General features: G+C 69.8%; 24 protein-coding genes. 14 read left to right on the forward strand and 10 right to left on the reverse strand.

Annotated elements, in window-relative coordinates:
* Positions 1-24: 24 nt before the first annotated feature.
* From BM236_RS03030 to BM236_RS03045, 4 genes are all read right to left on the reverse strand, one after another.
* On the reverse strand, positions 25-804 hold the full coding sequence (locus BM236_RS03030) for an enoyl-CoA hydratase/isomerase family protein (protein WP_091120094.1): 780 nt from the start codon (positions 802-804) through the stop codon (positions 25-27).
* Entirely contained in the window at positions 801-1,805 is a 1,005-nt protein-coding gene (gene fgd / locus BM236_RS03035) for a glucose-6-phosphate dehydrogenase (coenzyme-F420) (protein ID WP_091120096.1), read from the reverse strand. Before fgd ends, BM236_RS03030 begins: the two co-directional genes overlap by 4 nt.
* Positions 1,806-1,896: 91 nt before the next feature.
* Positions 1,897-2,604 (reverse strand): zf-HC2 domain-containing protein, encoded by a 708-nt coding sequence (locus BM236_RS03040; RefSeq protein ID WP_091120098.1) that lies wholly within the window; start codon positions 2,602-2,604, stop codon positions 1,897-1,899.
* Positions 2,601-3,125: a sigma-70 family RNA polymerase sigma factor gene (locus BM236_RS03045; protein ID WP_245750106.1), complete on the reverse strand. Its 525-nt coding sequence runs from the start codon at positions 3,123-3,125 to the stop codon at positions 2,601-2,603. The genes BM236_RS03040 and BM236_RS03045 overlap by 4 nt, the downstream gene beginning before the upstream one ends.
* Before the next feature lie 50 nt (positions 3,126-3,175).
* Here BM236_RS03045 and BM236_RS03050 point away from each other — a divergent pair, with 50 nt between their 5' ends.
* Positions 3,176-3,628: a DUF2231 domain-containing protein gene (locus tag BM236_RS03050; protein WP_091120100.1), complete on the forward strand. Its 453-nt coding sequence runs from the start codon at positions 3,176-3,178 to the stop codon at positions 3,626-3,628.
* 27 nt (positions 3,629-3,655) lie between these two features.
* On the opposite strand, the gene BM236_RS03055 is transcribed toward BM236_RS03050, so the two are convergent.
* The 3 genes from BM236_RS03055 to BM236_RS03065 all read right to left on the reverse strand — a co-directional run bounded on the left by BM236_RS03055 (position 3,656) and on the right by BM236_RS03065 (position 5,630).
* Positions 3,656-3,835, reverse strand: coding sequence for a hypothetical protein (locus tag BM236_RS03055; RefSeq protein ID WP_091120102.1), 180 nt, complete (start codon positions 3,833-3,835; stop codon positions 3,656-3,658).
* Positions 3,836-3,951: 116 nt separating this feature from the next.
* Positions 3,952-5,205, reverse strand: coding sequence for an MFS transporter (locus BM236_RS03060; protein ID WP_091120104.1), 1,254 nt, complete (start codon positions 5,203-5,205; stop codon positions 3,952-3,954).
* Positions 5,202-5,630 (reverse strand): MarR family winged helix-turn-helix transcriptional regulator, encoded by a 429-nt coding sequence (locus BM236_RS03065; protein WP_091120106.1) that lies wholly within the window; start codon positions 5,628-5,630, stop codon positions 5,202-5,204. Before BM236_RS03065 ends, BM236_RS03060 begins: the two co-directional genes overlap by 4 nt.
* Before the next feature lie 83 nt (positions 5,631-5,713).
* On the opposite strand from BM236_RS03065, the gene BM236_RS03070 reads away from it, so the two are divergent.
* A complete protein-coding gene (locus BM236_RS03070; protein ID WP_091120108.1) occupies positions 5,714-6,946 on the forward strand; it encodes an NAD(P)/FAD-dependent oxidoreductase in 1,233 nt (410 codons plus the stop codon).
* 35 nt (positions 6,947-6,981) lie between these two features.
* Here the strand turns inward: BM236_RS03070 and BM236_RS03075 are convergent, their stop codons facing one another.
* Together BM236_RS03075 and BM236_RS03080 are read right to left on the reverse strand one after the other, a co-directional pair.
* Positions 6,982-8,718 (reverse strand): ABC transporter permease, encoded by a 1,737-nt coding sequence (locus BM236_RS03075; protein ID WP_091120111.1) that lies wholly within the window; start codon positions 8,716-8,718, stop codon positions 6,982-6,984.
* A 65-nt stretch (positions 8,719-8,783) separates the two neighbouring features.
* The gene (locus BM236_RS03080) at positions 8,784-9,863 is read right to left on the reverse strand and encodes an ABC transporter substrate-binding protein (RefSeq protein ID WP_091120113.1); all 1,080 of its coding nucleotides are present in this window, start codon (positions 9,861-9,863) and stop codon (positions 8,784-8,786) included.
* Positions 9,864-10,145: 282 nt separating this feature from the next.
* Here BM236_RS03080 and BM236_RS03085 point away from each other — a divergent pair, with 282 nt between their 5' ends.
* The 10 genes from BM236_RS03085 to BM236_RS03130 are packed head-to-tail and all read left to right on the forward strand — an operon-like array spanning position 10,146 to position 21,631.
* Positions 10,146-11,303: an ABC transporter ATP-binding protein gene (locus BM236_RS03085; RefSeq protein ID WP_091120115.1), complete on the forward strand. Its 1,158-nt coding sequence runs from the start codon at positions 10,146-10,148 to the stop codon at positions 11,301-11,303.
* Between the two features lie 13 nt (positions 11,304-11,316).
* The gene (locus BM236_RS03090; RefSeq protein ID WP_091120117.1) at positions 11,317-12,777 is read left to right on the forward strand and encodes an ethanolamine ammonia-lyase reactivating factor EutA; all 1,461 of its coding nucleotides are present in this window, start codon (positions 11,317-11,319) and stop codon (positions 12,775-12,777) included.
* 24 nt (positions 12,778-12,801) lie between these two features.
* Entirely contained in the window at positions 12,802-13,935 is a 1,134-nt protein-coding gene (locus tag BM236_RS03095) for a cupin domain-containing protein (RefSeq protein ID WP_091120119.1), read from the forward strand.
* Complete coding sequence (locus BM236_RS18630; protein ID WP_139230014.1) at positions 13,935-14,798, forward strand: NAD(P)-dependent oxidoreductase; 864 nt, start codon at positions 13,935-13,937, stop codon at positions 14,796-14,798. Before BM236_RS03095 ends, BM236_RS18630 begins: the two co-directional genes overlap by 1 nt.
* 50 nt (positions 14,799-14,848) lie before the next feature.
* Positions 14,849-15,817 (forward strand): cupin domain-containing protein, encoded by a 969-nt coding sequence (locus BM236_RS03105; protein WP_217645216.1) that lies wholly within the window; start codon positions 14,849-14,851, stop codon positions 15,815-15,817.
* Positions 15,818-15,871: 54 nt separating this feature from the next.
* On the forward strand, positions 15,872-17,065 hold the full coding sequence (locus tag BM236_RS03110) for a thiolase family protein (protein WP_091120123.1): 1,194 nt from the start codon (positions 15,872-15,874) through the stop codon (positions 17,063-17,065).
* Positions 17,066-17,067: 2 nt separating this feature from the next.
* Positions 17,068-17,514 (forward strand): Zn-ribbon domain-containing OB-fold protein, encoded by a 447-nt coding sequence (locus BM236_RS03115; protein ID WP_091120126.1) that lies wholly within the window; start codon positions 17,068-17,070, stop codon positions 17,512-17,514.
* A 2-nt stretch (positions 17,515-17,516) separates the two neighbouring features.
* Positions 17,517-18,605 carry a mandelate racemase/muconate lactonizing enzyme family protein gene (locus BM236_RS03120; RefSeq protein WP_091120127.1) on the forward strand — a complete coding sequence of 363 codons (1,089 nt, stop codon included), beginning with the start codon at positions 17,517-17,519 and terminating at the stop codon, positions 18,603-18,605.
* A 29-nt stretch (positions 18,606-18,634) separates the two neighbouring features.
* Positions 18,635-20,767 (forward strand): acetate--CoA ligase family protein, encoded by a 2,133-nt coding sequence (locus tag BM236_RS03125; RefSeq protein ID WP_175507524.1) that lies wholly within the window; start codon positions 18,635-18,637, stop codon positions 20,765-20,767.
* A gap of 12 nt (positions 20,768-20,779) precedes the next feature.
* On the forward strand, positions 20,780-21,631 hold the full coding sequence (locus tag BM236_RS03130) for an NAD(P)-dependent oxidoreductase (protein WP_091120132.1): 852 nt from the start codon (positions 20,780-20,782) through the stop codon (positions 21,629-21,631).
* A gap of 71 nt (positions 21,632-21,702) precedes the next feature.
* Here the strand turns inward: BM236_RS03130 and BM236_RS03135 are convergent, their stop codons facing one another.
* Positions 21,703-22,479, reverse strand: coding sequence for an IclR family transcriptional regulator (locus tag BM236_RS03135; protein ID WP_091120134.1), 777 nt, complete (start codon positions 22,477-22,479; stop codon positions 21,703-21,705).
* 97 nt (positions 22,480-22,576) lie between these two features.
* On the opposite strand from BM236_RS03135, the gene BM236_RS03140 reads away from it, so the two are divergent.
* Both BM236_RS03140 and BM236_RS03145 read left to right on the forward strand, forming a co-directional pair.
* Positions 22,577-23,311, forward strand: a complete 735-nt coding sequence (locus tag BM236_RS03140) for a class II aldolase/adducin family protein (RefSeq protein WP_091120137.1) — start codon at positions 22,577-22,579, stop codon at positions 23,309-23,311.
* Positions 23,302-24,144, forward strand: coding sequence for an alpha/beta fold hydrolase (locus BM236_RS03145; RefSeq protein ID WP_175507526.1), 843 nt, complete (start codon positions 23,302-23,304; stop codon positions 24,142-24,144). The genes BM236_RS03140 and BM236_RS03145 overlap by 10 nt, the downstream gene beginning before the upstream one ends.
* Positions 24,145-24,152 lie beyond the last annotated feature (8 nt).

The following is a 24,152-nucleotide window of genomic DNA, read 5'->3' on the forward strand; positions in this document are numbered from 1 at the left end:
GTGACCCAGGGGTCACGCTGGCACTCACAAGCCGGAGTTGAACCGCGGGGGCCGCTTCTCCAGGAAGGCGCTGACCCCCTCGCGACCGTCGGGGGCGGCGGCGTTGCGGCGGATCGCGAGGGTCTCGCGACGCAGCGCCGACTCCGGTGCCGGCTCGGCGACCTCGCGGAACAGCCGCTTCACGTCGGCCTGGGCGGCGGCGGGGCCGGCGAGCAGCCCGGCGACGACGTGCTCGGTGACCGCCGCCAGCTCGGCGTCGGGGACGACCCGGGCGACCAAGCCGGCGGCGTGTGCCTCGGCGGCGGTGAGCACGTCGTTGAGCAGCGCCAGCCGCAGCGCGCGGTGCAGCCCCAGCGTGTGGACGAGCAGCGACGAGCCGCCGTCGACGGAGAACCCGAGCTTGGTGTAGCCGAGGGTGAACCTCGCCGACTCGGCGGCGAGCACGACGTCGGCAGCAGCGGCCAGCGGGAAGCCGGCTCCGGCTGCGACGCCGTGCACGGCCGACACCACGACGGCGTCACCGCGGATCAGCTCGCTGACGATCCGGTGCAGGACCTCGGCCAGGTCGTCGATCCCGCTGGTGACGTCGGGCAGATCGGCGAACGTGCCGATGTCGCCGCCGGCCGAGAAGAACCGCCCGGTCGCCCGCAGGACGATCACGCGCGCCGACTCGGTCCGCGCCCGGCGTACGGCGGCCAGGAGTGCGTCGCCGGACTCGAGCGTCAGGGTGTTGCCCCGGTCGCCGTCGACGAGGGTGATCCGGGCGGCGCCGTCCCGCAGCTCGTAGCCGACCCGGTCGGTCATGCACCCAGCTCGCGCAGACCCGGCAACACCTCGTCGGCGAACGTCCTCATGAACCCGGTCTGGTCGTGGCCCGGCGGGTGGAAGACGAGGTGGTCGAAGCCGACGTCGACATAGCTCTTCACGGCCTCCACGACCTCCTCCGGCGAGGTCGCGACGATCCACCGCTTGGCGACCTGCTCGATCGGGAGCTCGTCGGCCAGCCTGGCCATCTCGGCGGGGTCGTCGGTGCCGTGCTTCTGCTCGGCGGTGAGCGAGAGCGGCGCCCAGAAGCGGGTGTTCTCCAGCGCCTCCTCGCGGGTGTGGGCGTAGGAGAGCTTGACCTCGATCATCCGCTCGGCCGCACCGACCGGCTTGCCCGCCGCCTCCTCGCCCGCGGCGACCGCGGGGAGCAGCTGCTCGGTGTAGAGGGCCATCCCCTTGCCCGACGTGCAGATGAAGCCGTCGCCGCCACGTCCGGCGTACTTCGCGACCGTCGGGCCGCCGGCCGCGACGTAGATCGGCACGCCACCCTCGGGGCGGTCGTAGACGGTGGCGTTCAGGGTCTTGTAGTAGTCGCCCTCGAAGGTGACCCGCTCCTCGGCCCAGAGCAGCCGGATCAGCCGCACCGCCTCGCGCAGCCGCGCGTAGCGCTCCTTGAACTCCGGCCAGGCGAACTCGCCCTGCACGGCCATCTCGTTGAGCGCCTCGCCGGTGCCCACGCCGAGCACGACCCGGCCGGGGTAGAGCGAGCCCAGGGTGCCGAAGGCCTGCGCCATCATCGCCGGGGAGTTGCGGTACGTCGGGGTGAGCACGCTCGTCCCGAGCGTGATCCGATCGGTGCGCTCGCCGACGGCGGCCATCCAGGCCAGCGAGTAGGGCGCGTGACCGTCGACGTGGCGCCAGGGCTGGAAGTGGTCGCTGACCCAGACGCTGTCCAGGCCGACCTCCTCGGCGAGGACGGAGTACTCCACCAGGTCACGCGGGCCGAACTGCTCCGCTGACGCCTTGTAACCGATCTTCATGTGTCTCCTCGAGAGCCAGAGGCTGAGCCGTCAGCCAGCCTAGCCACGCGCCCGCGAGTCGGCGGCGGGCGCCCAGCGGGCTCCACCGGGCTCAGACGTCGGCGGCGAGCAGGACCGTCCTACCGTCGGCGGCCCGCACCTCGACCGTGCGCAGCTGATCGACGTTGAGGTCGATCGAGCCGGTGGTGTGCGCCTCCTCGCCCGGCCCCGCCCACCAGGTCGACACCTCGTGCGCCTTGCCGGCGGCGTCGACGACGAAGAGCCCGTAGGCACGCCGCTCGTAGGACCCTTCCTCCAGGTCTGCGTAGCCGCAGACCATGTCGATGCGGGTGCCCCAGTCGGTGCGGGTCAGCTCGACGGACGCCGAGAGCGCGCTCGGAACGGTCTGGCTCAGCGTGACGCTGGCGGTCGGCTGCGAGTGAGGAGCATCGCGCAGGGCGATCGGCACGACGATCGCGAGCACGACGGCTGCAGCGGCGGCCAGGCCGACCGCGACGCGGGTGCGCGTCCGGCGCCACCAGGCGATGGGCGTCGGCGCCTCGGCGCGCGCGGCCGCGAGCAGGCGGCGCTCGAGGTCGGGTGGTGGCGCGTCGGGCGTCGAGCCCGCCAGCAGCTCGGCGCGGTCGGCCTCGTCGACGCGACCGAGCAGACCGGGCAGGGGCAGCAGGTCGGTCAGCGCCATGCGGCAGTCTCCGCAGACGGCGAGGTGCCGCTCGTACTCCTCCCGCTCGCTCGGGGTCAGGGTGCCGAGCACGTAGGCGGCGTCCCAGTCGGCGTACATGTCGTGGTCGGTCATCATCGGGTCACCCCCCTCTCCTCGAGCGCGAGCCGCAGTGCGTGCAGCCCGTAGTGCAGTCGTGACTTGACGGTGCCCGTCGGTATGCCGAGCTCCGCGGCGATCTCCGCTGTGGTGAGCCGGCCGAAGTAGGCCTTCACGACCACGTCCCGATGGTCGTCGCCGATCGAGCGCAGCGCATCGGTGACGACGAGGGAGTCGAAGAGCCGCTCGATCCGGTCCGGGTCGGGACGCTCCGGGAGGTCGTCGGTCGGCGCCTCGTGGCGGTGGCGGGCGCTGCGCGCGTCGTCGACGACCAGGTTGCGCGCCACGGTGAACAGCCAGGCGCGCGCCGAGCCCCGGGCGTCGTCGGAGACGTCGTGGCGCCAGGCGCGCAGCAGCGTCTCCTGGACGATGTCCTCGGCCTGGGCCCGGTCGCCGGTGAGCCGCATGACGTAGCCCCACAGCGCTGCCGCATGGGTGCGGTGCAGCTGCTGGATCGCCTCCGGCTCGGCCATGGTCACCTCCCTGACACGGAACAGCATGGCGGAAGGTTCATGTGAACCGGATCGCATTGCACTACGTTCCAGCAGTTGTGAGCACGATCAACGGCCTCCCGGCCCACCCCCTGCTAGTGCACGCCGTCGTCGTCCTGCTGCCGCTGGGTGCGCTGGCCGTCGTGCTCCATGTCGTGTGGCCGGCCGCCCGCGAGCGGCTCGGCATCGTGACGCCGCTGCTGTGCCTGGCTGCCCTGGCCTTCGTCCCGCTGGCCGTCTCGGCGGGCGAGAACCTCGCCGACTCCCTCGGCGGCAGCAACCCGCTCATCGAGCGGCACGAGGACCTCGCGAAGCAGGTGCTGCCGTGGGCCATCGCGCTCGCCGTCGTGGCGATCGCGCAGTGGGTGCTGGGTCGTCGCGCGCCGCTCTCGCTCGCCGTGCGGATCCCCGCGGGCGTCGTCTCGATCGCGGTCGCCGTCGTCGCCACCGTCGTGCTCGTGCGCGCGGGCGACGCGGGCTCGCAGGCGGTGTGGAGCGGCTTCAGCTCCTGACCGGACCCGACCCGCGCGGAGGGTCGATCAGCGGCTGGTCGCGGCGATGCGCGCGCGCGGCATCCGGCGGCTGATGCCGCGGACCGCGCGGAGGATGCCGCGACCGAACTGGAGGTCGCGGTGGCGGCGCAGGCGGTACGCCCCGTCGAAGGTGAGCAGCGGTCCGGCGTTGTCGGCGGCGTACAGGAACTGGTCGTTCGAAGGCATCTTTGCGCAATCTCCTTTGGTGTCAGTCCATTGAACCAAGGGAAAACAGGGCCTCATCCCAGATGCCGGGTGAGCCCGCCCACATACGCCCTCGAAGGACGTGTCTTCGGCCACAGTCAGACATAAGTCCGCCTGGGGGCGCTGCTCCGGAAGCCCGCCATGCGGGAGGGCGCGGCCCGTGCCAGGTAGCGCCAGCAGGCCCCCGCCGCGACCAGCGAGACGCCGGCCCCGACGCCGATGGCGACCCGGGCGCCGTACGTCTCCGACATCCATCCGATGAGCGGCCCGCTGATCGGCGAGGTCCCGTTGATCGCCATGATCAGCAAGGAGACCATGCGTCCGCGCACCGCCGGGTCGGACTCCATCTGCACGAGCGAGGTGGCCAGCGCGCGGAAGGTCGTGGCGACCGCCCCCAGGACGAACATGCCCATCAGGGCCATCCAGGTCGTGGGGGCCAGCGAGACCACGCCCAGGACGACGGCGAACACGGTCCCACTCGCCAGGAAGGTGCGTGGCGCCGCCACCAGGATCCCGGCCAGCGACAGGCTGCCGACGATCGCGCCCGCACCCATCGCCGCGAAGAAGTACCCGATCATCTCCGGTTTAGCGGAGAACTCCCGGGCCAACAACGGCACCGCGGTGTTCCACTCGTAGGCGACCAGGCCGGTGACGGTCATGAGCACCAGTGCCGTCGCGATCACCGGCGTGCGACGCGCGTAGGCGACTCCGGTTCGGAGCGCGCCGCGCTCCTTCGGGCGGAGGTCGCGCGGTCGGATCTCGTCGCCGCGGATCCGAATCAGCGCCACGACCATGATGAGGAACGAGAAGACGTTGAAGAGGAACGTCGCCGCCACTCCCACCGACCCGATCGCGATGCCGGCCGCTGCCGGCCCGAGCACCTTCCCGGCGTTGAACATGGTCGCGTTCAGCGCCACCGCGTTGGTGACGTCCTCGTCCGGCACGATGTCGGCGGCGAACGTGTGTCGGACCGGCTTGTCGAAGGCCTCGACGACGCCGATGAGGACGGCGAGCAGCATGATCGCAGGGACGGTCGCCCGATCGACCAGCACCAGGACGCCCATCCCTGCCGCCGGGACGGCAGCCGCCCAGTTGGTCCAGAGCAGCATCAGGCGGCGGTCGATGCGGTCGGCGATGATCCCGGCCCAGGGCGTCAGGAAGAGCGTCGGCGCCTGCTGCAGACCCACCGTGACACCGAGCAGCGTGCCGGACCCGGTGAGCTCGAGGATCAGCCAGGCCTGAGCGACCTTCTGGGCCCACGTGCCGACGGTTGAGACGATCTGACCGGTGAAGTAGAGCCGGTAGGCGCGGTGGCGCAGCGACCGGAACGTCGCCGTGAGGTAGCTGCTCATCGTGGGGCGCCGAGCTTGGCCAAGGCTTCGACGGCGTCGAAGAGGCGGTCCTGGTCGGCCGCGTCGAGCTCATCCACTCGGTCACGCAGGTAGTCGTTGGAGCGTTCCGCGAGGTGGATCAGCAGGGCCCGGCCGGCATCGGTGATGGCGACGATGCTGCTGCGGGCGTCGACGTCGTCCACGGCGCGGGAGACCAGACCACGGGCCTCCAGGCCGGCGACGAGCCGAGTGACGGTGGACTTGCCGATCTGCTCTCGCCGGCCCAGCTCGCTGAGCCGGAAGGGGCCATGTCGGTCCAAGGCGAACAGCGCCGAGTACTGCGACGGCGTGACCTCCCCCGACCCGGCGCTCTTGCGCAGCTTGCGCTCCAGTCGGATGACGGCCAGCCGCAGTGCGTCGACCTGCTCAGGAGCACGGGATGCCATGGTCCGATAGTACGCGTGGCGTACTAAATTGGCGACCGTTCGGTCCTATGGTTTAATGGTCCTACCATCAAGAGGGGTACGAGATGACTGATGCCGGAGTCCTGATCGTCGGGGCCAGCCAGGCTGGCGCGCAGCTGGCCGGCTCCCTGCGGGAGTTCGGGGCGACCTGCCCGATCACCCTCGTCGGCGCGGAGGAGCATCTGCCGTATCAGCGGCCGCCGCTGTCCAAGGCCTTCCTCTCCGGTCAGGTGGACGCCGACTCGCTCCTGCTCCGCTCCGCCGACTACTACGCGGATCAGGACATCGCGGTCGTCACCGGCGAGTGGATCGACCGGATCGACCTCGACGCGACCGGCGGCTGTGCGACCAGCGCCTCCGGACGCACCTTCGACTTCGACCGACTCGCCCTCACCGTCGGAGGAACGCCTCGGCGCCTCCCCGTCCCCGGCGCCGATCTGGGCAACGTGTTCTACCTGCGGGACCTTGCCGACGCCACGGCCCTGCGGGCCAGCCTCGATGCTGCGGAGCGCGTCGTCGTCGTGGGCGGCGGCTTCGTCGGCCTCGAGGCCGCTGCCGTCGCCAACAGTCTCGGCAAGGACGTCGTCGTCGTCGAGGCTCTCGACCGGCTGATGGCCCGCGCCGTTGCCCCGGTGGTCTCGCAGTTCTATCGGGAGGCACACGAGCGACGCGGCGTACGAGTCCTGCTCGACACCGGCGTCGTCGGGCTCACCGGCACCAGCACGGTCGCCTCCGTCGACCTCTCCGACGGCACCAGCCTCCCCGCCGACATCGTGCTCGTCGGCATCGGCCTGGTCGCGCACACCGGCCTGGCCGAGCAGCTCGGCCTCGAGGTGTCGTCCGGCGGCATCGTCATCGACGCCCACGCCCGTACCAGCCGCCCCGGGGTCGTGGCGGCCGGCGACTGTACGGTGCTGCGTTCGCACGAAGGCCTGCTGCGCATCGAGTCCGTCGCCAACGCGATCGCGCAGGGGCGCGCCGCCGCCGCCACCCTCGCCGGGATCGACGACCCGCTGAGCGCGGTCCCGTGGTTCTGGTCCGACCAGGGTGAGATCAAGCTGCAGATTGCGGGCCTGAGCGTGGGGTACGACGACGTCGTCGTGCGCGGCGAGCCGGACAGTGAGCAGTTCTCCGCGCTCTACTACGCCGCCGACCAGCTCATCGCGATCGACTCGGTCAACACGCCGCGCGACTACATGGCCGTGCGGAAGATCCTCGAGAAGGGCGGGTCGGTGCCGCGCGGCGCCGCGGCCGACCTCGAGGTGCAGCTGAAGTCGTTCCTTCCCGCGCGGGTCTGACCCCGCTCCCTCAGCCGGCTCTCCGGACGAGCGGGCTAGAGGGAGAACCCCAGCCTCTTGGCCAGCCAGAACGCCAGGCCCCCCATCGCGATGCTTGCCACCGACAGCATCGAGCCGTAGGCCGCCAGCGCACCGGCGGTCCCGTCCTTCCACATGTCCAGCAGCTGGGTGGCCACCACCGGCGTCGCCGCCGTGTAGAGCATCGAGGCGATCGAGACGTCGCGGACGGCATGGAAGAACACGTACAGCCAGGAGCCGATCACCGCAGGCATGACCAGTGGCAGCAGGATCTTGCGGAAGACGGTGACCTCCCCCGCGCCGGCGACGCGGCTTGCATCGTCGATGTCGGGGCTGATCTGCACCAGGGCCGGTTGCACGTAGCGCATGGCATACGGCGAGTAGTGGGCGATGAAGGCGAGCATGATCAGCCACAGTGAGCCGTAGATCGGCAGCGGCACCCGAAGGTAGAGGATCAGGAAGGCCAGGCCCAGCACGGTCCCGGGGATGACGATCGGCACCGAGAGCAGGTGGTCGAGGCTCTGTCGGCCCTTCACCTTCGAGCGGACGATGATGAAGGTGGCGACCAGGCACAGCAGCGTCGCCACGGTGGCCGCGCCGGCGCCGACGAGCACACTGTTCTTGATGCCGGTCCAGATGTTGCGGTAGCCGGCGACCTCCGAATAGTTGTGCCAGGTGAAGTCGCCGAGCCCGTCGCCGCGACCCAGCCGCGGCCAGAACGACGTCAGGATCATCGCCAGCACCGGCGCGAGGGTCAGCACGAAGGCGCCCGCGGCGAAGACGCCGGCGAGGTATCTCCAGGGGCCGAGATCGATCTCGCGGGCGCGGAACGCCTTGCCGGAGACCGTGGTGAACTTCGAGCTCAGCCGGGTCGCCCGGTGGTAGAGGTAGAGGCCGAAGGAGAGAAGGACCACGAGCATCGTGCCGAAGGCCGACGCGGTCGCGTAGTCCGGGATGAAGCTCTTGCGCAGGCTCGAGTAGATCTCGGTGGTGAAGGTGCGGATGCCGGCGGAGCTGCCGAGGAACAGGGGCATCTCGAAGGCCTGGACGGCACGCACCACGACCAGGATCAGGACCGCGAGGATGCTGGGCGCCATCATCGGCGCGGAGATCTTGCGCAGCACGGTGAAACGGCTGGCCCCCGAGGTCAGCGCGCTCTCCTCGAGGCTGGCGTCCATCGCCCGGAACGGTCCGACCAGCAGCAGGAAGACCATCGGCGCCCACGAAAGCGCCTGGATGACCACCAGGCCGAGCATGCTCTGGGCGACCGGGGCCCATCCGAGGACCGCCTCGATCGGCGGCCGCATCACACCGGCGCCCTTGCCCAGCAGGATGATCCAGCCTGTCGCCTCGATCATGCCGGGGATGGCGAAGTTCAAGAACACGCAGCCGTAGACGAAGCCCTTCCCCTTCATGTTGGTGCGCGCGACGAAGAAGGCCATGGCGCCTCCGAGCACGAGCGCGAGCAGGCTGGCACATACCGTGAAGATCGCTGTGTCGCCCGCGATCTTGCGGAAGTTCTCCGAGGCGAAGAGGTCTCCGTAGGCGCTGAATCCGAACGAGCCCGACTCGTCGATCGTTCCGCCCGGGGTGAAGCTCGTCCACACCATCAACGCGAGCGGCGGCAGCACCAGGATGCCCGCCACCACCGCCACGGTGAGGAAGGTGGCGCGCTTGCCGAACCGCGGCATCCGGAACGCGGAGAGCGCGTGCAGCAGGCCCGGGCCACGGGTTGCGGGGGTGGTGACACTCACGGAGAGACTCCTTCATTCGATGTGGTGGGGCCTCGGGGCGCGCGACCCCACCACATGGAGGTCGGTCAGCGGAACGAGGACTCGAAGAGGTCCTGCCAGGTCGTGAAGGCCTTCTGGTACTGCTCAGGGGTCTTGAACGTCTCGTCCGGGACCCACGAGGTGAAGCCGAGGTCCTCGTCGGGGCGCGGGTATTGGAGGCTGTCGAAGATCTCGGTGCCGGCGTCGCCGAGCAGCGTGTCGGTGAACAGCATCGCGGCGCAGGGGTGCTCGCTCTTCTTGAAGATGCCGGCGTAGCCGACGTTGGCCGTGACGGGCTCCAGCGGGACCCACTCGATCGGGTTGCCGTCCTCGGTCAGCTGGGCCACATGGTTACGGAAGACGCCCGGGGAGGAGTCCGCCTCGCCGGAGGCGACCATCCCGGCCAATGCCGAGCCGGAGACCGACTCGATCCGGATCTTCTGCGCGGCGAGCTTCTCGATGAAGGCGCGGCCCTTCTCGTCGCCCATGTTGGTCAAGATGTTGCCGAGCAGCCGGACACCCGTCGTGGAGTCGGTCAGCGCGATCTTGCCCTTGAGGGCCGGGTTGAGCAGGTCGTCCCAGGTCTTGGGGACGTCCTTCGCCGGGATCTTGTCCTTGTTGTAGGCGAAGGAGACGTAGGAGGCACGGTCGCCGATCCCGAGGATGCCGCCGTTGTCGTCCTTGAGTGTGAACCGATCCGAGTACTTCGAGCTGATCGGAGTGCTGAACTCGGCCATCACGCCGGTCGCGGCCAGCTCGCGGTAAGCGTCGGAGGAGAGCTCCATGATGTCGCCCTGCAACCGGCCGGCCTTGGTCTCCTCGACGACGCGGGAGGTGATGTCGGACTCGTCGCCGCGGTAGGTGTCCACCCGAACGTCCGGGTAAGCCTCGTTGAACTTGGCGATCATGTCGTCGATCACGTCGCCGGCCAGCGAGGTGTACCAGGTCAGGGACCCCTCCTTCTTGGCACAGCCGGCGAGATAGGCGTCGCGGTCGGAACCGGTGTAGTTCAGGGCCTTGCTGCTGGCGCCGGCCTCCTTCGCGGAGCTGTCGTTGCCGCCGCAGGCGGCGAGGAGTGAGACCGCGGCCAATGCGGCGGCCGCGGTCCGGAGGTGATGAAGGCGCATCGAAACCACTTTCCGTCTCGGGAGAAGGGTCGGGCCACAAGACGCGGCGTCTGCTTGGACCAACGGTCTAACCAGTTAACCCTGATGTGGTTTCTATCACCGGGTAGGTGTGATGTGAACCACGCGATTCCCGCCATTCCCCTATGCGGAATGCAGGCCTGATCTCGCTCGGCAAGGGTGTTCGGACTGCTTTTTGCCGTGATACACCTCATATGGCTGATGGTTAGTCCATCAGGCCCGCCGACCGTTTCGGCCGCTGAATCTCACGCCCGGAGGGACCCCATGTTGGAAGTTTCGCGTCTGCGCAAGACCTTCGAGACCGACGGTCAGCGCGCCCTCGGTCGCGGCAGGCGCACGGTGAACGACGTCGCGCAGGTGTTCGCCGTCAACGACGTCAGCTTCACCGTCGAGGAGGGTGAGATGTTCACGCTGCTCGGCCCGTCGGGCTGCGGCAAGACGACCACGCTGCGCTCGATCGCCGGCTTGGAGACGCCCGACAGCGGCTCGATCGCCCTCGACGGCCGCGCGCTCTTCTCCCGGCAGGCGGGCAAGAAGAAAGGCGCCGTCAACGTCGCCGTCAACAAGCGCGGGCTGGGCATGGTCTTCCAGTCCTACGCCATCTGGCCGCACATGAGCGTCTTCGACAACGTCGCCTTCCCGCTGCGGGTGGCGCCTCGCGGCAGGCGCGTCGGTGAGGCCGAGGTCAAGCGCCGGGTCACCAAGGTCCTCGAGACGATGGAGCTGGCGGCGTACGCCGACCGTCACGCCACCAAGCTCTCCGGCGGCCAGCAGCAGCGTCTCGCGCTGGCCCGCGCGATCGTCATCGAGCCGCCGCTCCTGCTTCTCGACGAACCGCTCTCCAACCTGGACGCCAAGCTGCGCGAGTCGCTGCGCTACGAGCTCAAGCGCCTCCAGCGCGAGCTTGGCATCACCTCGATCTACGTCACGCACGACCAGACGGAGGCCCTCGCGCTCTCCTCGAAGGTGGCCGTGATGCAGGCCGGCCAGGTCGCCCAGCTCGGGACGCCGCGGGAGATCTACCAGCGCCCGCTGACGAAGTTCGTCGCGGAGTTCATCGGCACCGCCAACTTCCTCGACGGCACCGTGAGGGCCCGCTCCGGCCAGGACTTCGCGGTCGAGACCGCCAACGGTGTCCTGACCCTCACCGCCGACGCCGACGTCACGGTCGGCTCCGCCGCCCTCGCCTCGATCCGGCCGGAGAGCGTCCAGATCAGTGTCGAGCGCCCCACCGACGCCCGCAACGTCTGGTCGGGAGTGGTCACGACGCGCGCCTTCCTGGGTGAGGCGATGGACCACATCGTCTCGGTCGGGCAGCACGAGATCAACGTCCGCAGCGGTCCGGAGATCTCGATCGAGCCGGGCACGCCCGTCTACATCCGGTTCGATCCGAGCAAGCTCTCGCTCGTCCCGATGAGCTGAGCGAGGCGACACCATGGACCGCACCCCGCACGCATCGGGCCCTGCGGGCCTCGACGGCGTGGAGCGGTTCATCCTCCACTCCGCGGGGCTCGACGTGGGTACGGCGACCTCGCACCTGACGATCTCGCAGCTGGTGCTCACCCGACCGACCGCCGCGCTCTCCAGCCGGCTGACCGTGACGGAGCGGACAGAGCTGTTCCACTCCGAGATCCGGCTGACCCCCTACGACGTGGACGGTCGCATCGACGCGGCCGGGCTGGCCGACTTCCTCGACAAGGCCTACGTCGGCAGCGGCTTCACGCCTGCCGACATCGACAGCGGCGTCGTCATCGTCACCGGCGAGGCGGCCCGCCGCGACAACGCCCCGCGGATCGCCCAGCTGCTCGCCCGGAGCGCGGGCTCCTTCGTCTGCGTCGCTGCCGGCGACCACTACGAGGCGGTCCTGGCTGTCCACGGCTCCGGCGCGGTGGCGCTCTCGGAGCAGGGCCGGCGTGTGCTCAACGTCGACATCGGCGGCGGCACCACCAAGCTGGCGATCGCCTACGGCGGCGAGGTCGAGCACACTGCTGCGCTGAGCGTGGGCGCCCGGCTCCTGGCCTGGGACGTCGACGGCCGGCTGACCCGGATCGAGCCGGCCGGACGCTGGTTCCTCGACCAGGTCTGGTCGGGCGCCGCCGTCGGGCACCACGTGAGCGAGAACGTCCTCGACGAGGTCGCGAAGGTGATGGCGGACCTGCTGGGCGAGGCACTCGGCACCCACCCCCGAAGCGCTCTGCTCGCCTCCCACTGGGTCACCGAGCCGCTCCCGCTCGCGGCCATGGTCGACATCGACGTGGTCACCTTCTCCGGCGGCGTCTCCGAGTTCGTCTACGGCCGAGAGGCCCGCGACTTCGGCGACTTGGGCGCTCGTCTCGGTGCGGAGGTACGCCGCCGGTTCGCCACTGACATGGTGTCCCTCGGCAGTCGCCTGACCGAGCCGACCGGTGGCATCCGGGCGACTGTGCTGGGGGCGGCCGAGCACAGCCTCCAGGCCAGCGGCGTGACCAGCCACGTCGACTCGGCGCTGCTGCCGACGTACGGCTTGAAGGCGGTGCGGGCTCGTGTTGTGGCTGCCCACGGCCTTGCGGACCGGCTGGCCGCCACCCGTGCCCGGTTCGAGGTCGACGGCATCGACCTGGCCTGCGTCTTCGCGCTCGCTCTCGACGCCGACCCCGACTACACCCTGCTCCGCGCGATCGGCGAGGAGCTCGTCCGAGCCGCCACGGAAGGAGCGCCGCTCTATGTGGCGGTCGACGCCGACGTCGCCGCAGCACTCGGTCGGATCCTCAGCCGGGAGCTCGGGTGGGCCGGTCCGCTGATCGTCATCGACGGCATCAGCGTCGGCGACTTCGACTACGTCGACATCGGCCGGCCGCTCGGAGCGGTCGACGCGGTCCCGGTGACCGTCAAGGCACTCAACTTCCTGCACCGCTGAACCCCGACCCGAAGGAGGCTGCGCATGAGCGGCGATCACGACCACGCGCATGACGCCGAACCCCGTGCCCGGTTCGTCTACGACGAGTGGATGGAGAGCACCGGAGTCCCGATCCACACCGGCTACTTCATCTCCGACCTGCGCACCGTCGACCTCGGGTGGTGGGAGCAACGTCGGTGCAACACCGCCTTCGTCCAGCTCGAGGGCCAGGAGGGGGTCAGCGAGACCCGGATCACCGAGATCCCGCCGGGCGCCACGCTGCCGGCCTACAAGATCGGCATCGACGAGATCGTCTATGTGTTGATGGGCAACGGCTCCACCCTCGTCACCGACGGAAACGACCACCAGGACGCCTTCGAGTGGTCGACCCGGGCCATGTTCCTCGTCCCGGCCAACACGACGCGCCGCTACCGCAACCTCGGCAACGAGCCGGTGCGGCTCGTCCACTACACCTACCTCCCGCTGGCGCTCTCCGTCGTCGCCGATCCGGCCTTCTTCCTCGACAACCCCTACCAGCTGCCGGCGCGGCACGCGGAGGGGACCGCCACCGATCCCTATTCAGCGGCGGTCACCTTCGACGGCGGCCAGGGCTACCGCTGGATCAACGGCCAGCGGGGCGACGGCGTCCCCTACTGGTACGGCCGGCTCTTCCCCGACATGTCGGCATGGGACGACTTCGAGGACAACGACGAGCGCGGCATCGGCTCCAAGAGCGTGCGGTTGCAGTTCGCCGGCACCGACATGAGCGCCCACATGTCGATCTTCGAGCCGCGCACCTACAAGAAGGGGCATCGTCACGGACCCGGCCGGGCGATCTTCATCCCCGGTGGCGAGGGCTACTCGGTGATGTGGCCCGAGGGCGGCGAGAAGGTCGTCATCCGCTGGCACGAGGGCTCGATGTTCGTGCCACCCAACCGCTGGTTCCACCAGCACTTCAACCTCGGCGAGAAGCCGGGTCGCTACCTCGCGATCCACCCGCCGATCCAGCTCCACGGCTACAGCGAGAAGGCGGTCAACAAGACCGACCAGATCGAGTACCACGCCGAGGACCCGGAGATCCGCGAGCTGTTCGAGAAGGAGCTCGCGGAGCGAGGCCTGACCTCCCTGATGGGCGACGACCTGTACGCCGCCCGCACCCGCGAAGGAAGTGTGGGCTGATGAGCGTCGGACTGATCGGACTGGGCGCGATGGGCCTGCCGATGTCGAAGAACATGGTGCTGCGCGGCCAGGACGTGGTCGGTCTCGACCTGGACCACGGACGGATGGCGATGGCCGAGCGGTCGGGCGTCAAGCCGGCCGACTCGCTGGCCGGCCTGATGGCCGCGTGCGAGGTCGTCGTCGCCTGCCTGCCCACCGACGAGTCGATGGTCGCCCTGGGCCGCGACCTCGCGACCCTCGCCCGGCCCGGCCAGCTGCTGATCGTCAGCGGCACCCACAGCCTCGCGGTCATGAAGACCCTCGACGACCTCATTCGGGCCGCGGGTGCGAGCGTCGTGGACGCGCCGGTCGTCTGGGGCGGGACCAACACCGAGGACGGCACGCTCGTCTCCCTGCTGGGCGGCACCGAGGCCGACGTCGAGAGGGCCCGTCCGGTCGCGCTGGGCTACAGCAAGGAGGTCGAGCACGTCGGCCCACTGGGCGCCGGCCAGATAGCCAAGGCCTGCAACAACTACCTGCACTGGGTTCACTCGGTCTCCAACTTCGAGGCTCTCGCGCTCGCCAAGCGCTACGGCATCGACGCCGAGAAGATGCGCCACGTCTTGATGAAGTCCCCCGGCGACAACCCGACCCTGCGCAACTTCGACCGCTACAACTTCACCTGGCACGAGAAGGACATGGACCTCGTCCTGGATCTCGCCCAGGACGGCGGGCTGATGATGCCGATGGCCGCACAGACCGACCAGCTGGTCAAGTCGATCACCAGGGCCGAGGTCAAGAAGCTGCTCAGTGAAGACTCCGCCGTCTACCTCGGCCAGACGGTCACCGCCCGCGAGTCGGGCGGCGTCGGGGACCTGTCATGACCGAGGCCGCTTCCGCCAGGCCGAGGAAGGTCCGAACCTTCGTCCGGGGCATGACCTCGGAGACCTACGGGCTCGACCAGCACCGTCTTCGCCAGCTCGCGCAGGACCGCGTCCGCGACTCCCAGGTGATCACCGATGACGGCAACGTCGCCCACTCGGGCAACTCCGCCACCTCGCACACCCGCTGGCGGGTCGCGCCGGGCGACGCGGAGTTCCTGACCCAGACCATCCAGATGCACTTCACCAACGTCGAGGGCCACGGCGCGAACACTGGTCACGGCCACCAGAACGAGGCCGCCTTCTACATCCTCGAGGGCGCCGGCTACGAGATCCACGACGGCGAGCGCTACGACTGGGAGGCCGGCGACCTGGTCTACGTCCACACCGACTCCGTCCACCAGCACTTCAACCCGAACGACGAGGACGCACTCGCCCTGGTCGTGAAGGCGAAGAGCACCTGGATGTTCCTGGGGCTGATCCAGCAGGGCAACCCGCACGCTCTGCTCGAACCGGAGCGGTTCGGACCGCGCGAGGAGTGGGGCCGGATCTGGACACCCGGCGTGCTGGATCGTCACAAGCGCGTACGAACCGGCGAGGTCGCCTGGGAGGACGGGCCGATCGGCCGGATGCGCGTCCTCGCGTCCCAGGACGTCCCCGAGGGGCGCATCTTCAGCATCGACGCCTTCCAGCTCGAGATCGAGGCCGGCGGCCACTCGAGCCGCTACTGGAAGATGGCCGACGAGGTCTACTACGTCCTCGAGGGTGGCGGCTACGCGCTCCAGTGGGAGGTCGCCGCCGAGATCGACGACCGGTACTACGCGCACATCGCGCTCGAGCCGAAGCGCTTCGACCTGGCCACCGACGACACCCTCTACGTGCCGCAGAACCACGTCTGCCAGCTCTTCGCCGCCGACGGAGCGCCGATGCGCCTCTTCAACGCGCAGAACCGGCTGTTCAAGCACCTCGGCTACGACGCCGTCCACGTGCTCGAGCCGGCCAGCTCCGCAGCCACCACCTGAGCTCTGCTCACCACACCAGGCCCTACCGAGACAACTCTCACGAAGGAGAACTGCATGTCAGAACGCAACCGCATCGCCGTGGTCGGCCTCGGCGAGGTGCATCCCCCGCAGGGCATGAGCCAGCGCATGTCCGCTTCCGAGGCGGCCCGCCTGGCGATCGCCGACGCCGGCCTTCAGACCAGCGACATCGACGGCGCCATCGACCTGCGCCGCACCGGTGGCGGCGGCGACCGCGCCAGCTACAGCGACACCTTCACCCGCTTCGGTGGCATCACCAACGCGCAGTTCTACTTCACGATCGGCCGCGGTGGCGCCCTCGCCGGGCTGGCCACCGCCGCCGCCACCGGCTTCCTCGACCGCGGGCTGGCGAAGTACGTCCTCTGCGTCGCGGCCGTCGACGACTGGTCGAAGGCCGAGGAGTCGAAGAAGCACGGCCACCGCGGCATGTCTCACGCCGAGAAGGAGGGCTACTGGGGCAAGGCGCTGGGCGACCTGCGCGCGGCCAGCCACCACTCCTGGATGGCGGCCCGCCACATGGCGGAGTACGGCACCACCAGCGAGCAGCTCGGTGCGATCTCCGTCGCGCAGCGCCAGTGGGCCTGCCTCAACCCGACGGCCAGGATGTATGGCCGGCCGATCACCATCGAGGACCACCAGAGCTCCCCGTGGGTCGTCGAGCCCTACCACCGCCTCGACTGCAGCCTCATCTCCGACGGCGCGATCGCGTTCATCCTCACCACCGAGGACCGCGCCAAGGACCTCAAGCAGCAGCCGATCTACGTCTCGGGCCAGGGCTTCGGCGAGGTCAACGACGGACTGTGGTGGGAGAAGAAGAACCTCACCCACATGGCCGTCCCCAAGGCGCGAGACCTGGCCTTCGCGCAGGCCGGCATCACCCTCGACGACATCGACACGGCGCAGCTCTACGACTGCTTCACCGGTGAGGTCCTCCTCCAGCTCGAGGACTACGGCTGGGCGGAGAAGGGCGGCGGCGGCAAGTTCGTCGCCTCGGGCGCCACCGCTCCGGGCGGTGACGGCATCCCGGTCAACACCGGCGGTGGCCTGCTCTCCAACTGGCACCTCGGTGACGCGGTCGGCTTCGCCGAGGCCGTCACGCAGCTGCGCGGCCACGCCGGCGAGCGCCAGGTCAAGGACGCCAAGATCGCCCTGTCCACCGGGCACGGCGGCGAGCTCGTCTCGCCCTCGATGTGCTCGATCCACACCACCACGATCCTCACCGCGGAGTGACCATGACCAACGAGACCGTGACGCCCTGGAACAAGCCCCGGCCCAACATCGACACCGACAGTGAAGAGTTCTGGGAGGGACTCAAGCGCCACGAGCTGCTGCTGTGGACCTGCAAGGAGTGCAACGCGTCGTACTGGCCGAAGAGCTTCTGCATCAACCACGACAACGAGCCCTTCGCGGCGAACTGCGAGTGGAAGGCGTCCAGCGGCTACGGCCGGATCTACTCGATGAACCGGCATGAGTACGCCTTCCACGCCGGCTTCAAGGAGGACGTGCCCTACTTCTACGCGCTGGTCGAGCTCGACGAGGGTCCCGTGATCAGCTCGACGATCGTGGGCGAGCAGCCCACCGACCCGATCAGGGACATCGGTCGGCGCGTGAGGATCGTCTTCGAGGACCACCCCGACGCCGGCTTCACCCTCCCCCGGTGGGAACTGGTCAGCGAGTGACCATGTCCCTCCAGACGCACGAGGCCGCCCCGATCTCCGACGTCCGAGTACGTCACGTGGTGATGCCCAAGGAGGACCCCACCTGGCGGTTCGCCCTGGGCGCTCGTGCCGACTCCGTCGGCGTCCTCCTCGAGATGGAGGACGCCGACGGTGTGGTCGGCCTGGGCTACGCCTCCGAGGTGCCGCACCTCGGCTACGACATCGATGTGCTCGAGGCGGTGGTGCGTGCGCGCACCGCCGTCGCACGCCAAGCTCCGGCCCTGGACCGTCAGGCCCTGGTCGGCTCCCCGTGGCAGCAGTCATTGCCCGCACCGGTCCGCTCGCTGTTCGACATGGCGTGGCACGACCTGGTCGCGAAGAAGGCGGGCGTCCCGCTCTACCGCCTGCTGGGCGGAAGGTCCGGCGTGACGCTGCGGGTGAACCGGATCCTTGCGCTCAAAACACCCGACGAGATGGCCGCGGTCGCGGCCGGGCTCGCTGCCGAGGGCTACGACCACTTCAAGATCAAGATCGAGTGCAGGCCGATGGCTCTCGACATCGCCCGGATCCGGGCGATCCGCGAGGCCGTCGGACCAGGCGCGGTCATGACCATCGACGCCAATCAGAGCTACACCGCCAAGGAGGCGGTCATCCTTGGCGAGGCGATCGCCGACACCGGCGTCCAGGTCTTCGAGCAGCCGGTCCCCCGCGGCGACATCGCGGGCCTGAGGTGGGTCCGGACGCGGTCCAACCTGACCATCGAGGCCGACGAGTCCGCCGACTCACTCGAGTCGGTCGCTGCAATGCTCAAGGCGGAGGCTGTCGACGCGGTCTCGCTCAAGCTCAGCAAGCTCGGCGGCATCGACGCGTTGATGATCGCCGCCAACCTGTGCGCAGCCCAAGGCGTCGGTGCCCGCATCGGAGCGCACGTCGGCAGCCGGATCATGAACGCGGCCGCCCTGCACGCGGCCTCCGCGCTGCCGCACATCGAGCCCTTCGCCGAGCTCGGCGAGTTCGCCCGTCTGACCAACGACGTCGCCCGAGGACTGGAGGTCGTCGACGGTGGCATCGCCGTTCCGACCCGCCCCGGCCTGGGCGTCTCGCTGGTCTGAGGCGCCCCACCAACATGAGAGGGATCTCCGTGACCACCACCCAGCACCCGGACCCGATGGCGCTCTTCGACGTGAGCAGCGCTGCCGTCGTCGGGGCCTCCCCTGGCAAGCACTACAGCAGCAGCGTGCTCGGCAACCTGCGCAGCTTCGGGCTGCCGATCGAGAAGGTCTGGGCCGTCAACCCGAAGTACGACGAGATCGAGGGCCACGCCTGCTACAGCGGGCTGGACGCGCTTCCGGAGAAGCCGTCCCTCGTGGTCTCCCTGGTCGGCGTCGACCGGGTCGACGCCGTCCTCGACGACGCGATCGCGGCCGGGGTGAAGGCGATGCTGGTCATTGCCGACGGCTACGGCGAGATGGGCGCCGAGGGGACAGCCCGGCAAGCGGCGCTGGCGGCCAAGGCGCGGGCGAACGGCGTCACCCTGCTGGGCCCGAACAGCCTGGGATACGTCGCCCCTTCGCGTCACGTCGCGGCGTGGGTCGGCGGCAAGGTCCCGGCCCGGCTCCGCCCCGGCCGGGTCTCCCTGGCCTTCCAGTCCAGCGGCATGCTGAACCTGGTGCTCAACCAGGTCGCCAACCGCAAGATCGGCCTCGCCGCGGCCGTCTCCGTCGGCAACGAGGCCGTCCTGGACCTGGCCGACTTCATCCGTGCCTTCGCCGAGGACCCGGAGACCGACGTGCTCGGCGTCGTCCTGGAGAGCACGTCCCGTCCACGACCGCTGGCCCAGGCGCTGCTCCACGCCACCGTCGCAGGGAAGACCGTCGTGGTCCTCTCGATCGGCAAGTCCGAGCGCGGCATGAAGAACGTTGCCTCGCACGCCGGCCGGATGGCGACCTCCGGCCGGGTCTGGTCCGCGCTCTTCCGCCAGACCGGTGCCCTCATCGTCGACGACCTGACCGACTTCATGGAGACCGTGGCGCTCGCCGCGGGGATCCCGGCGGAGGCGCGTGGCGCCGGTCTGGCCCTGGCGACCATCTCCGGGGGCGACTGCGGCCTGCTCAGCGACCTGGCGGAAGGCTACGGCCTGGAACTCGCCGAGGTCACCCCCCAGACCCAGGCCACCCTCGACCAGCAGCTCTCGCGCACCGACATCCTGGCCAACCCCCTCGATGTTCGGAACACGCGCACCTCCGCCCCGGACGTCTTCTGGGCCAGCCTCGCCGCACTCGCCGCGGACCCGAATGTCGACACGGTCGCACTACGGCTCAACCTGGCCCTGGCGCCGAGCGAGCAGCACGAGGAGATGTATCGCGCCGTTGCGGCGCATATCCGCGCCAACGGGGCCACGTGTGTCTTCCTCTCGCGGGTCACCGAGACGTCCTCGGACCGTTGGTTCGACCTGTTCGAGGAGCTCGGCACGCCGTACCTCACCTCCTACGACGGTGCCCTCAAGGCCTTCGCCAACCTGCAGAGGCACCGCCGCGACGAGCGCTTCGTGGTCGACGACGCGTCCTTCACCGCCATGCCGGACGAGGTCACCGACCTCGCGGAGACAGAGGTGCTCTCCTACGCCGACACGATGGCGTGGGTGGAGCGGTCGAAGGTGCCGTTCACCAAGACCGTGCAGGCGGCCGACACCGACGCCGCGCTCGCCGCCGCCGACGACATGCACTTTCCGCTGGTCGCCAAGGGCATCGTCCCCGGCGTCGTCCACAAGAGCGACCTCAAGCTCGTCGAGCTCCACATCGCTGACCGTCAGGACCTCGCCGAGCGCGTCGCGGCGCTGTTCGACCGGATGGCCGACATCTCGACCACGCCGGGCTCCGACGCCCCCGCGGTCGAGATCCAGGAGATGGCCTCGGGCGGCTCGGAGTTCTTCATCGGCATGCACTCCGACCCGATCCTGGGCCGGATCGTGTCCTTCGGGCTGGGTGGCATCTTTCTCGAGGTCCTCAAGGACGTCGTGTACGCCGTCCCACCGATCTCCGCAGCCCAGGCCGGCGAGATGCTCCGGCTGCTCAACGGCTGGGAGCTGCTCGACGGCGCCCGCGGCCAGGAGCCGCGCGACGTCGCGGCCCTCGCCGAGACGATCGCCTCCGTGTCGGCCTCGGTCGCGGAGCCGGACTCGACCATCGCCAGCTTCGACCTCAACCCGGTGCTCGTCATGCCCGCCGGCAGCGGCGTGCTCGCTGTCGACGCGCTCGTCGAGCAGACCATCTGACCAGGAGAAGACATGACCATCACCACCGCCGACAAGGTCGGCATCGTCGGACTCGGGGCCATGGGTCTGCCGATCGTGAAGTACCTGACCGAAGCCGGCTTCACGGTCCTGTGCCGCGACCTGTCCCAGGAGGCCCTCGACCAGGCCAGCGCGCTCGGCGGCATCTCCGTCTCGACGGCCGCCGAGCTGGCGCCGTGCCGCGCCCTGCTCGTCTTCGTCCCCACCGACGAGGACGTGGCCTCGGTGGCCAAGGAGTTCGCCGCCGTCGCCGAACCGGGCGCCATCTTCGTCATCCACGCCTCGGTTCGCACCCAGACCTGCAAGGACCTGACGGCCGAGCTCGCCCCCGCCGGGATCAAGGTCGTCGACGCGGCCCTCACCGGCGGTGTCCGCGGCGCGCGGGACGGCGAGATCAACCTGATGGTCGGCGGCGAGGCCGAGGACGTCGCCGCCCTCGCTCCGGTCTTCGCCCCGTGGACCAGCCACGTCAACCACCTCGGCCCGTCCGGCAACGGCCAGATCGGCAAGACGGTCAACAACATGATCCACTGGGGCGAGATCGTGACGATCATCGAGGCGCTCTCCCTGGGCCTGGAGCTGGGCATCAGCCCGGAGCAGATGCGCCCCGCGCTCGCCAACGGGCCAACCGACAGCCGGACCCTGCACGACCTCGAGGACATGCGGTTCACGTGGTACGAGAAGGACACCGACAACGCGCTCGCGATGGCCGACCAGATCGACCGGACGCTCTACTTCACCCCCATCGTCCGGGAGTTCATGCGCGGCATCAACGTCGAGAACGTCGCCGCACTCCTCGGCGGCAAGGACGTCGTGGAGCTCCGCGAGCTGCTGCTCGAGGACTGATCACCGTGCGTACGGCAGGAGCGTGCCACCTTCGACATTCCGGATGCGGCACGCTCGTCCGTGCGGCGCCGTCAGCCCGCCTGCAGCTCGACGAGGTCGGAATGGACCGCCCCGGCGGTCCTCCGCATCCGCTCGACCAGGCCGGGGACACTCGGCTCCTTGAACCGTCGAGTCTCGACCGCCAGCGTCAGTGCCGCGATGGCGCGTCCCGACGCGTCCTGGAGGCTCACCGCGAACGACGCGACCGGCGAGGCGGAGGAACGGTCGTTGACCGCGTAGCCAGCACGGCGGACGACGCGCAGCGTCCGGTCGAGCTCGAGCAGGCTCGCCTGGACCTCACGCCGGTCGCGCTCGGTGCCGCTCAGGCCGCGCGGATAGAGCGCCGCGAGTGCCTCGGGGGTCAGCTCAGCAAGGAGCGCCCGGCCACTGCCGGTCCGGTAGGCCGGATAGAGCATGCCGACGCGAAACGTCTTGCGGGAGTCGTTGGTGCCCACGGCGCCGAGCACGTACCGGACGCCGGTGCCTTCGAGCACGCCGATGTGACAGGTCTCCCCTGTCTCCTCGGCGATGAGATCGAGATGAGGTCGCAGGACCTCGGTGATCCGCTTGCCCTTGGAGGGAGTGCGCAGGCGGACCAGTGCGGGTCCGGCGTGGTAGACGTGGTGACCGTCCTGGACCACGAACCCCTGCTCCATGAGCGTGGAGAGCAGGCGGTGGGCGGTGGACCGGGCGACGCCGAGACGCTCGGCGACCTCGACTACGCGGATCGACTGGGCCTGCGCGACCAGCTCGACCACGCGAAGCGCGTTGCCGACCGATGACAGCGTGCCACCGTCCCCTCTCCGCATTCCTCCATTGAAGCAGAGGTAGTGACGTAAATCCTATAGATCGGTATGATGGACAGACCATTCGTGATGCACTGCGTAGCCGGCCGAAAGTGAGTCCATGACGACCAGCCCAGCCCCAGACGTCACCCACGAGTCCCTACGCCTCGACATCGCGGCGTGCAGCCGGCTCCTCGTCGCCGAGGACATCCTCAACTACAGCGGCCACGTCAGCGCCCGCCTTCCCGGCCGGGATGCCTTCCTGATCCAGCAGACGCACGACGTCCGCGCCTTCCTCGAGCCGGACCGGCTCCTCGTCGTCGACTTCGACGGCAAGGTGATCGAGGGTGACGGCAAGCCGCCGTCGGAGCTGTTCATCCACGCCGAGATCTACCGCGCCCGACCCGAGGCGCAGTCGGTGGCGCACTTCCACCACGACCCGACCACGATCTTCGCGGCGGTCCCGACCTGCCCCCTGGTGCCGGTCAAGAACCACTTCGCCCGGTGGGTCGGCGGCATCCCGGTGCACTACGACTCGTCGCACATCGACAACCCGGGCAAGGGCGAACAGGTCGTCGCAACACTCGACGGACGGGACGCCCTGCTCCTGCGCGGCCACGGGCAGGTGCTGGTGGCCGAGAGCGTCCGCGCCGTTTTCATCGACTCCGTGCACCTCGTCGAGAACGCGGGAGCACTCACCCTGGCCACCCAGCTGGGCGCCGTCGAGCCCCTGACCCCGGCCGAGCTGGACCGCTTCCTCGAGACCTTCGACCGCCCCAAGCACGTCAAGAAGCTGTGGAAGTACTACGCCCAGGTCGCCGCGGCGCGGAACGTGATCCCCACCGAGTGGATCTGAGCACGACGCGCGCACTGACCGTCGACGGGTGCACGCTGCGCTACCGGCTGGCCGGCGACGCGGACGGTCGCCCGGTGGTGCTGGTCCACGGCAGCGGCGCCCACGCGGGCTGGTGGCACGACGTCGCCTTGCGCCTGGCCGACCGGTTCCAGCTGCTGATCCCCGACCTGTCCGGGCACGGGGAGAGCGACCATCGGGCCGACTACTCCGGTACGCAGTGGGCGCGTGAGGTCATCGCCCTGGCGAGTGACGCCGCCTGGCCCGACTATGCGATCGTCGGGCACTCCATGGGCGGCAAGGTGGGGCTCATCGCCGCCGCCGCCGATGCCACCCACGTCTCGTCGCTCGTGCTGGTCGACACCGGCTCGCTGCCCGAGCAGGGCCCGTCGGCGTCTCGGCCGGCCACATCGTCGCGGCGCGAGCAGGGGCGCGCGCACCGCGCCTCCCCCACGCTGGCAGAGGCGCTGGCACGGTTCCGGCTCGCCCCCGGCGGAACGACGGCGTCCCCCGAGGTGATGCATCGCCTCGCCCGCCAGGGCCTGCGGCGAACGCCCGAGGGCTGGGTCTGGAAGTTCGATCCCGCCACCCGACGCCGGGTGGACCCGGCCGAGCTGGCGGCGGCGTACCCGCGCGTGCGCTGCCCGGTCGCGCTCGTCCACGGCGCGCAGAGCCCGGCCGTCGGGCCGGACGAGATCGAGCGCCTGGAGACAGAGCTCCGGCGGCCCGTCCCGCGGTTCCAGGTCGAGGGCGCCTTCCACCACGTGCCCGTCGACCAGCCGGAGGCGTGCGCCCGCGCGATCCGTTCCGCCCTCGACGCGGCACCGGGCCGCTGACGGAGGCG

The sequence above is a fragment of the Nocardioides terrae genome (assembly GCF_900112345.1).
Classification (GTDB): domain Bacteria; phylum Actinomycetota; class Actinomycetes; order Propionibacteriales; family Nocardioidaceae; genus Nocardioides; species Nocardioides terrae.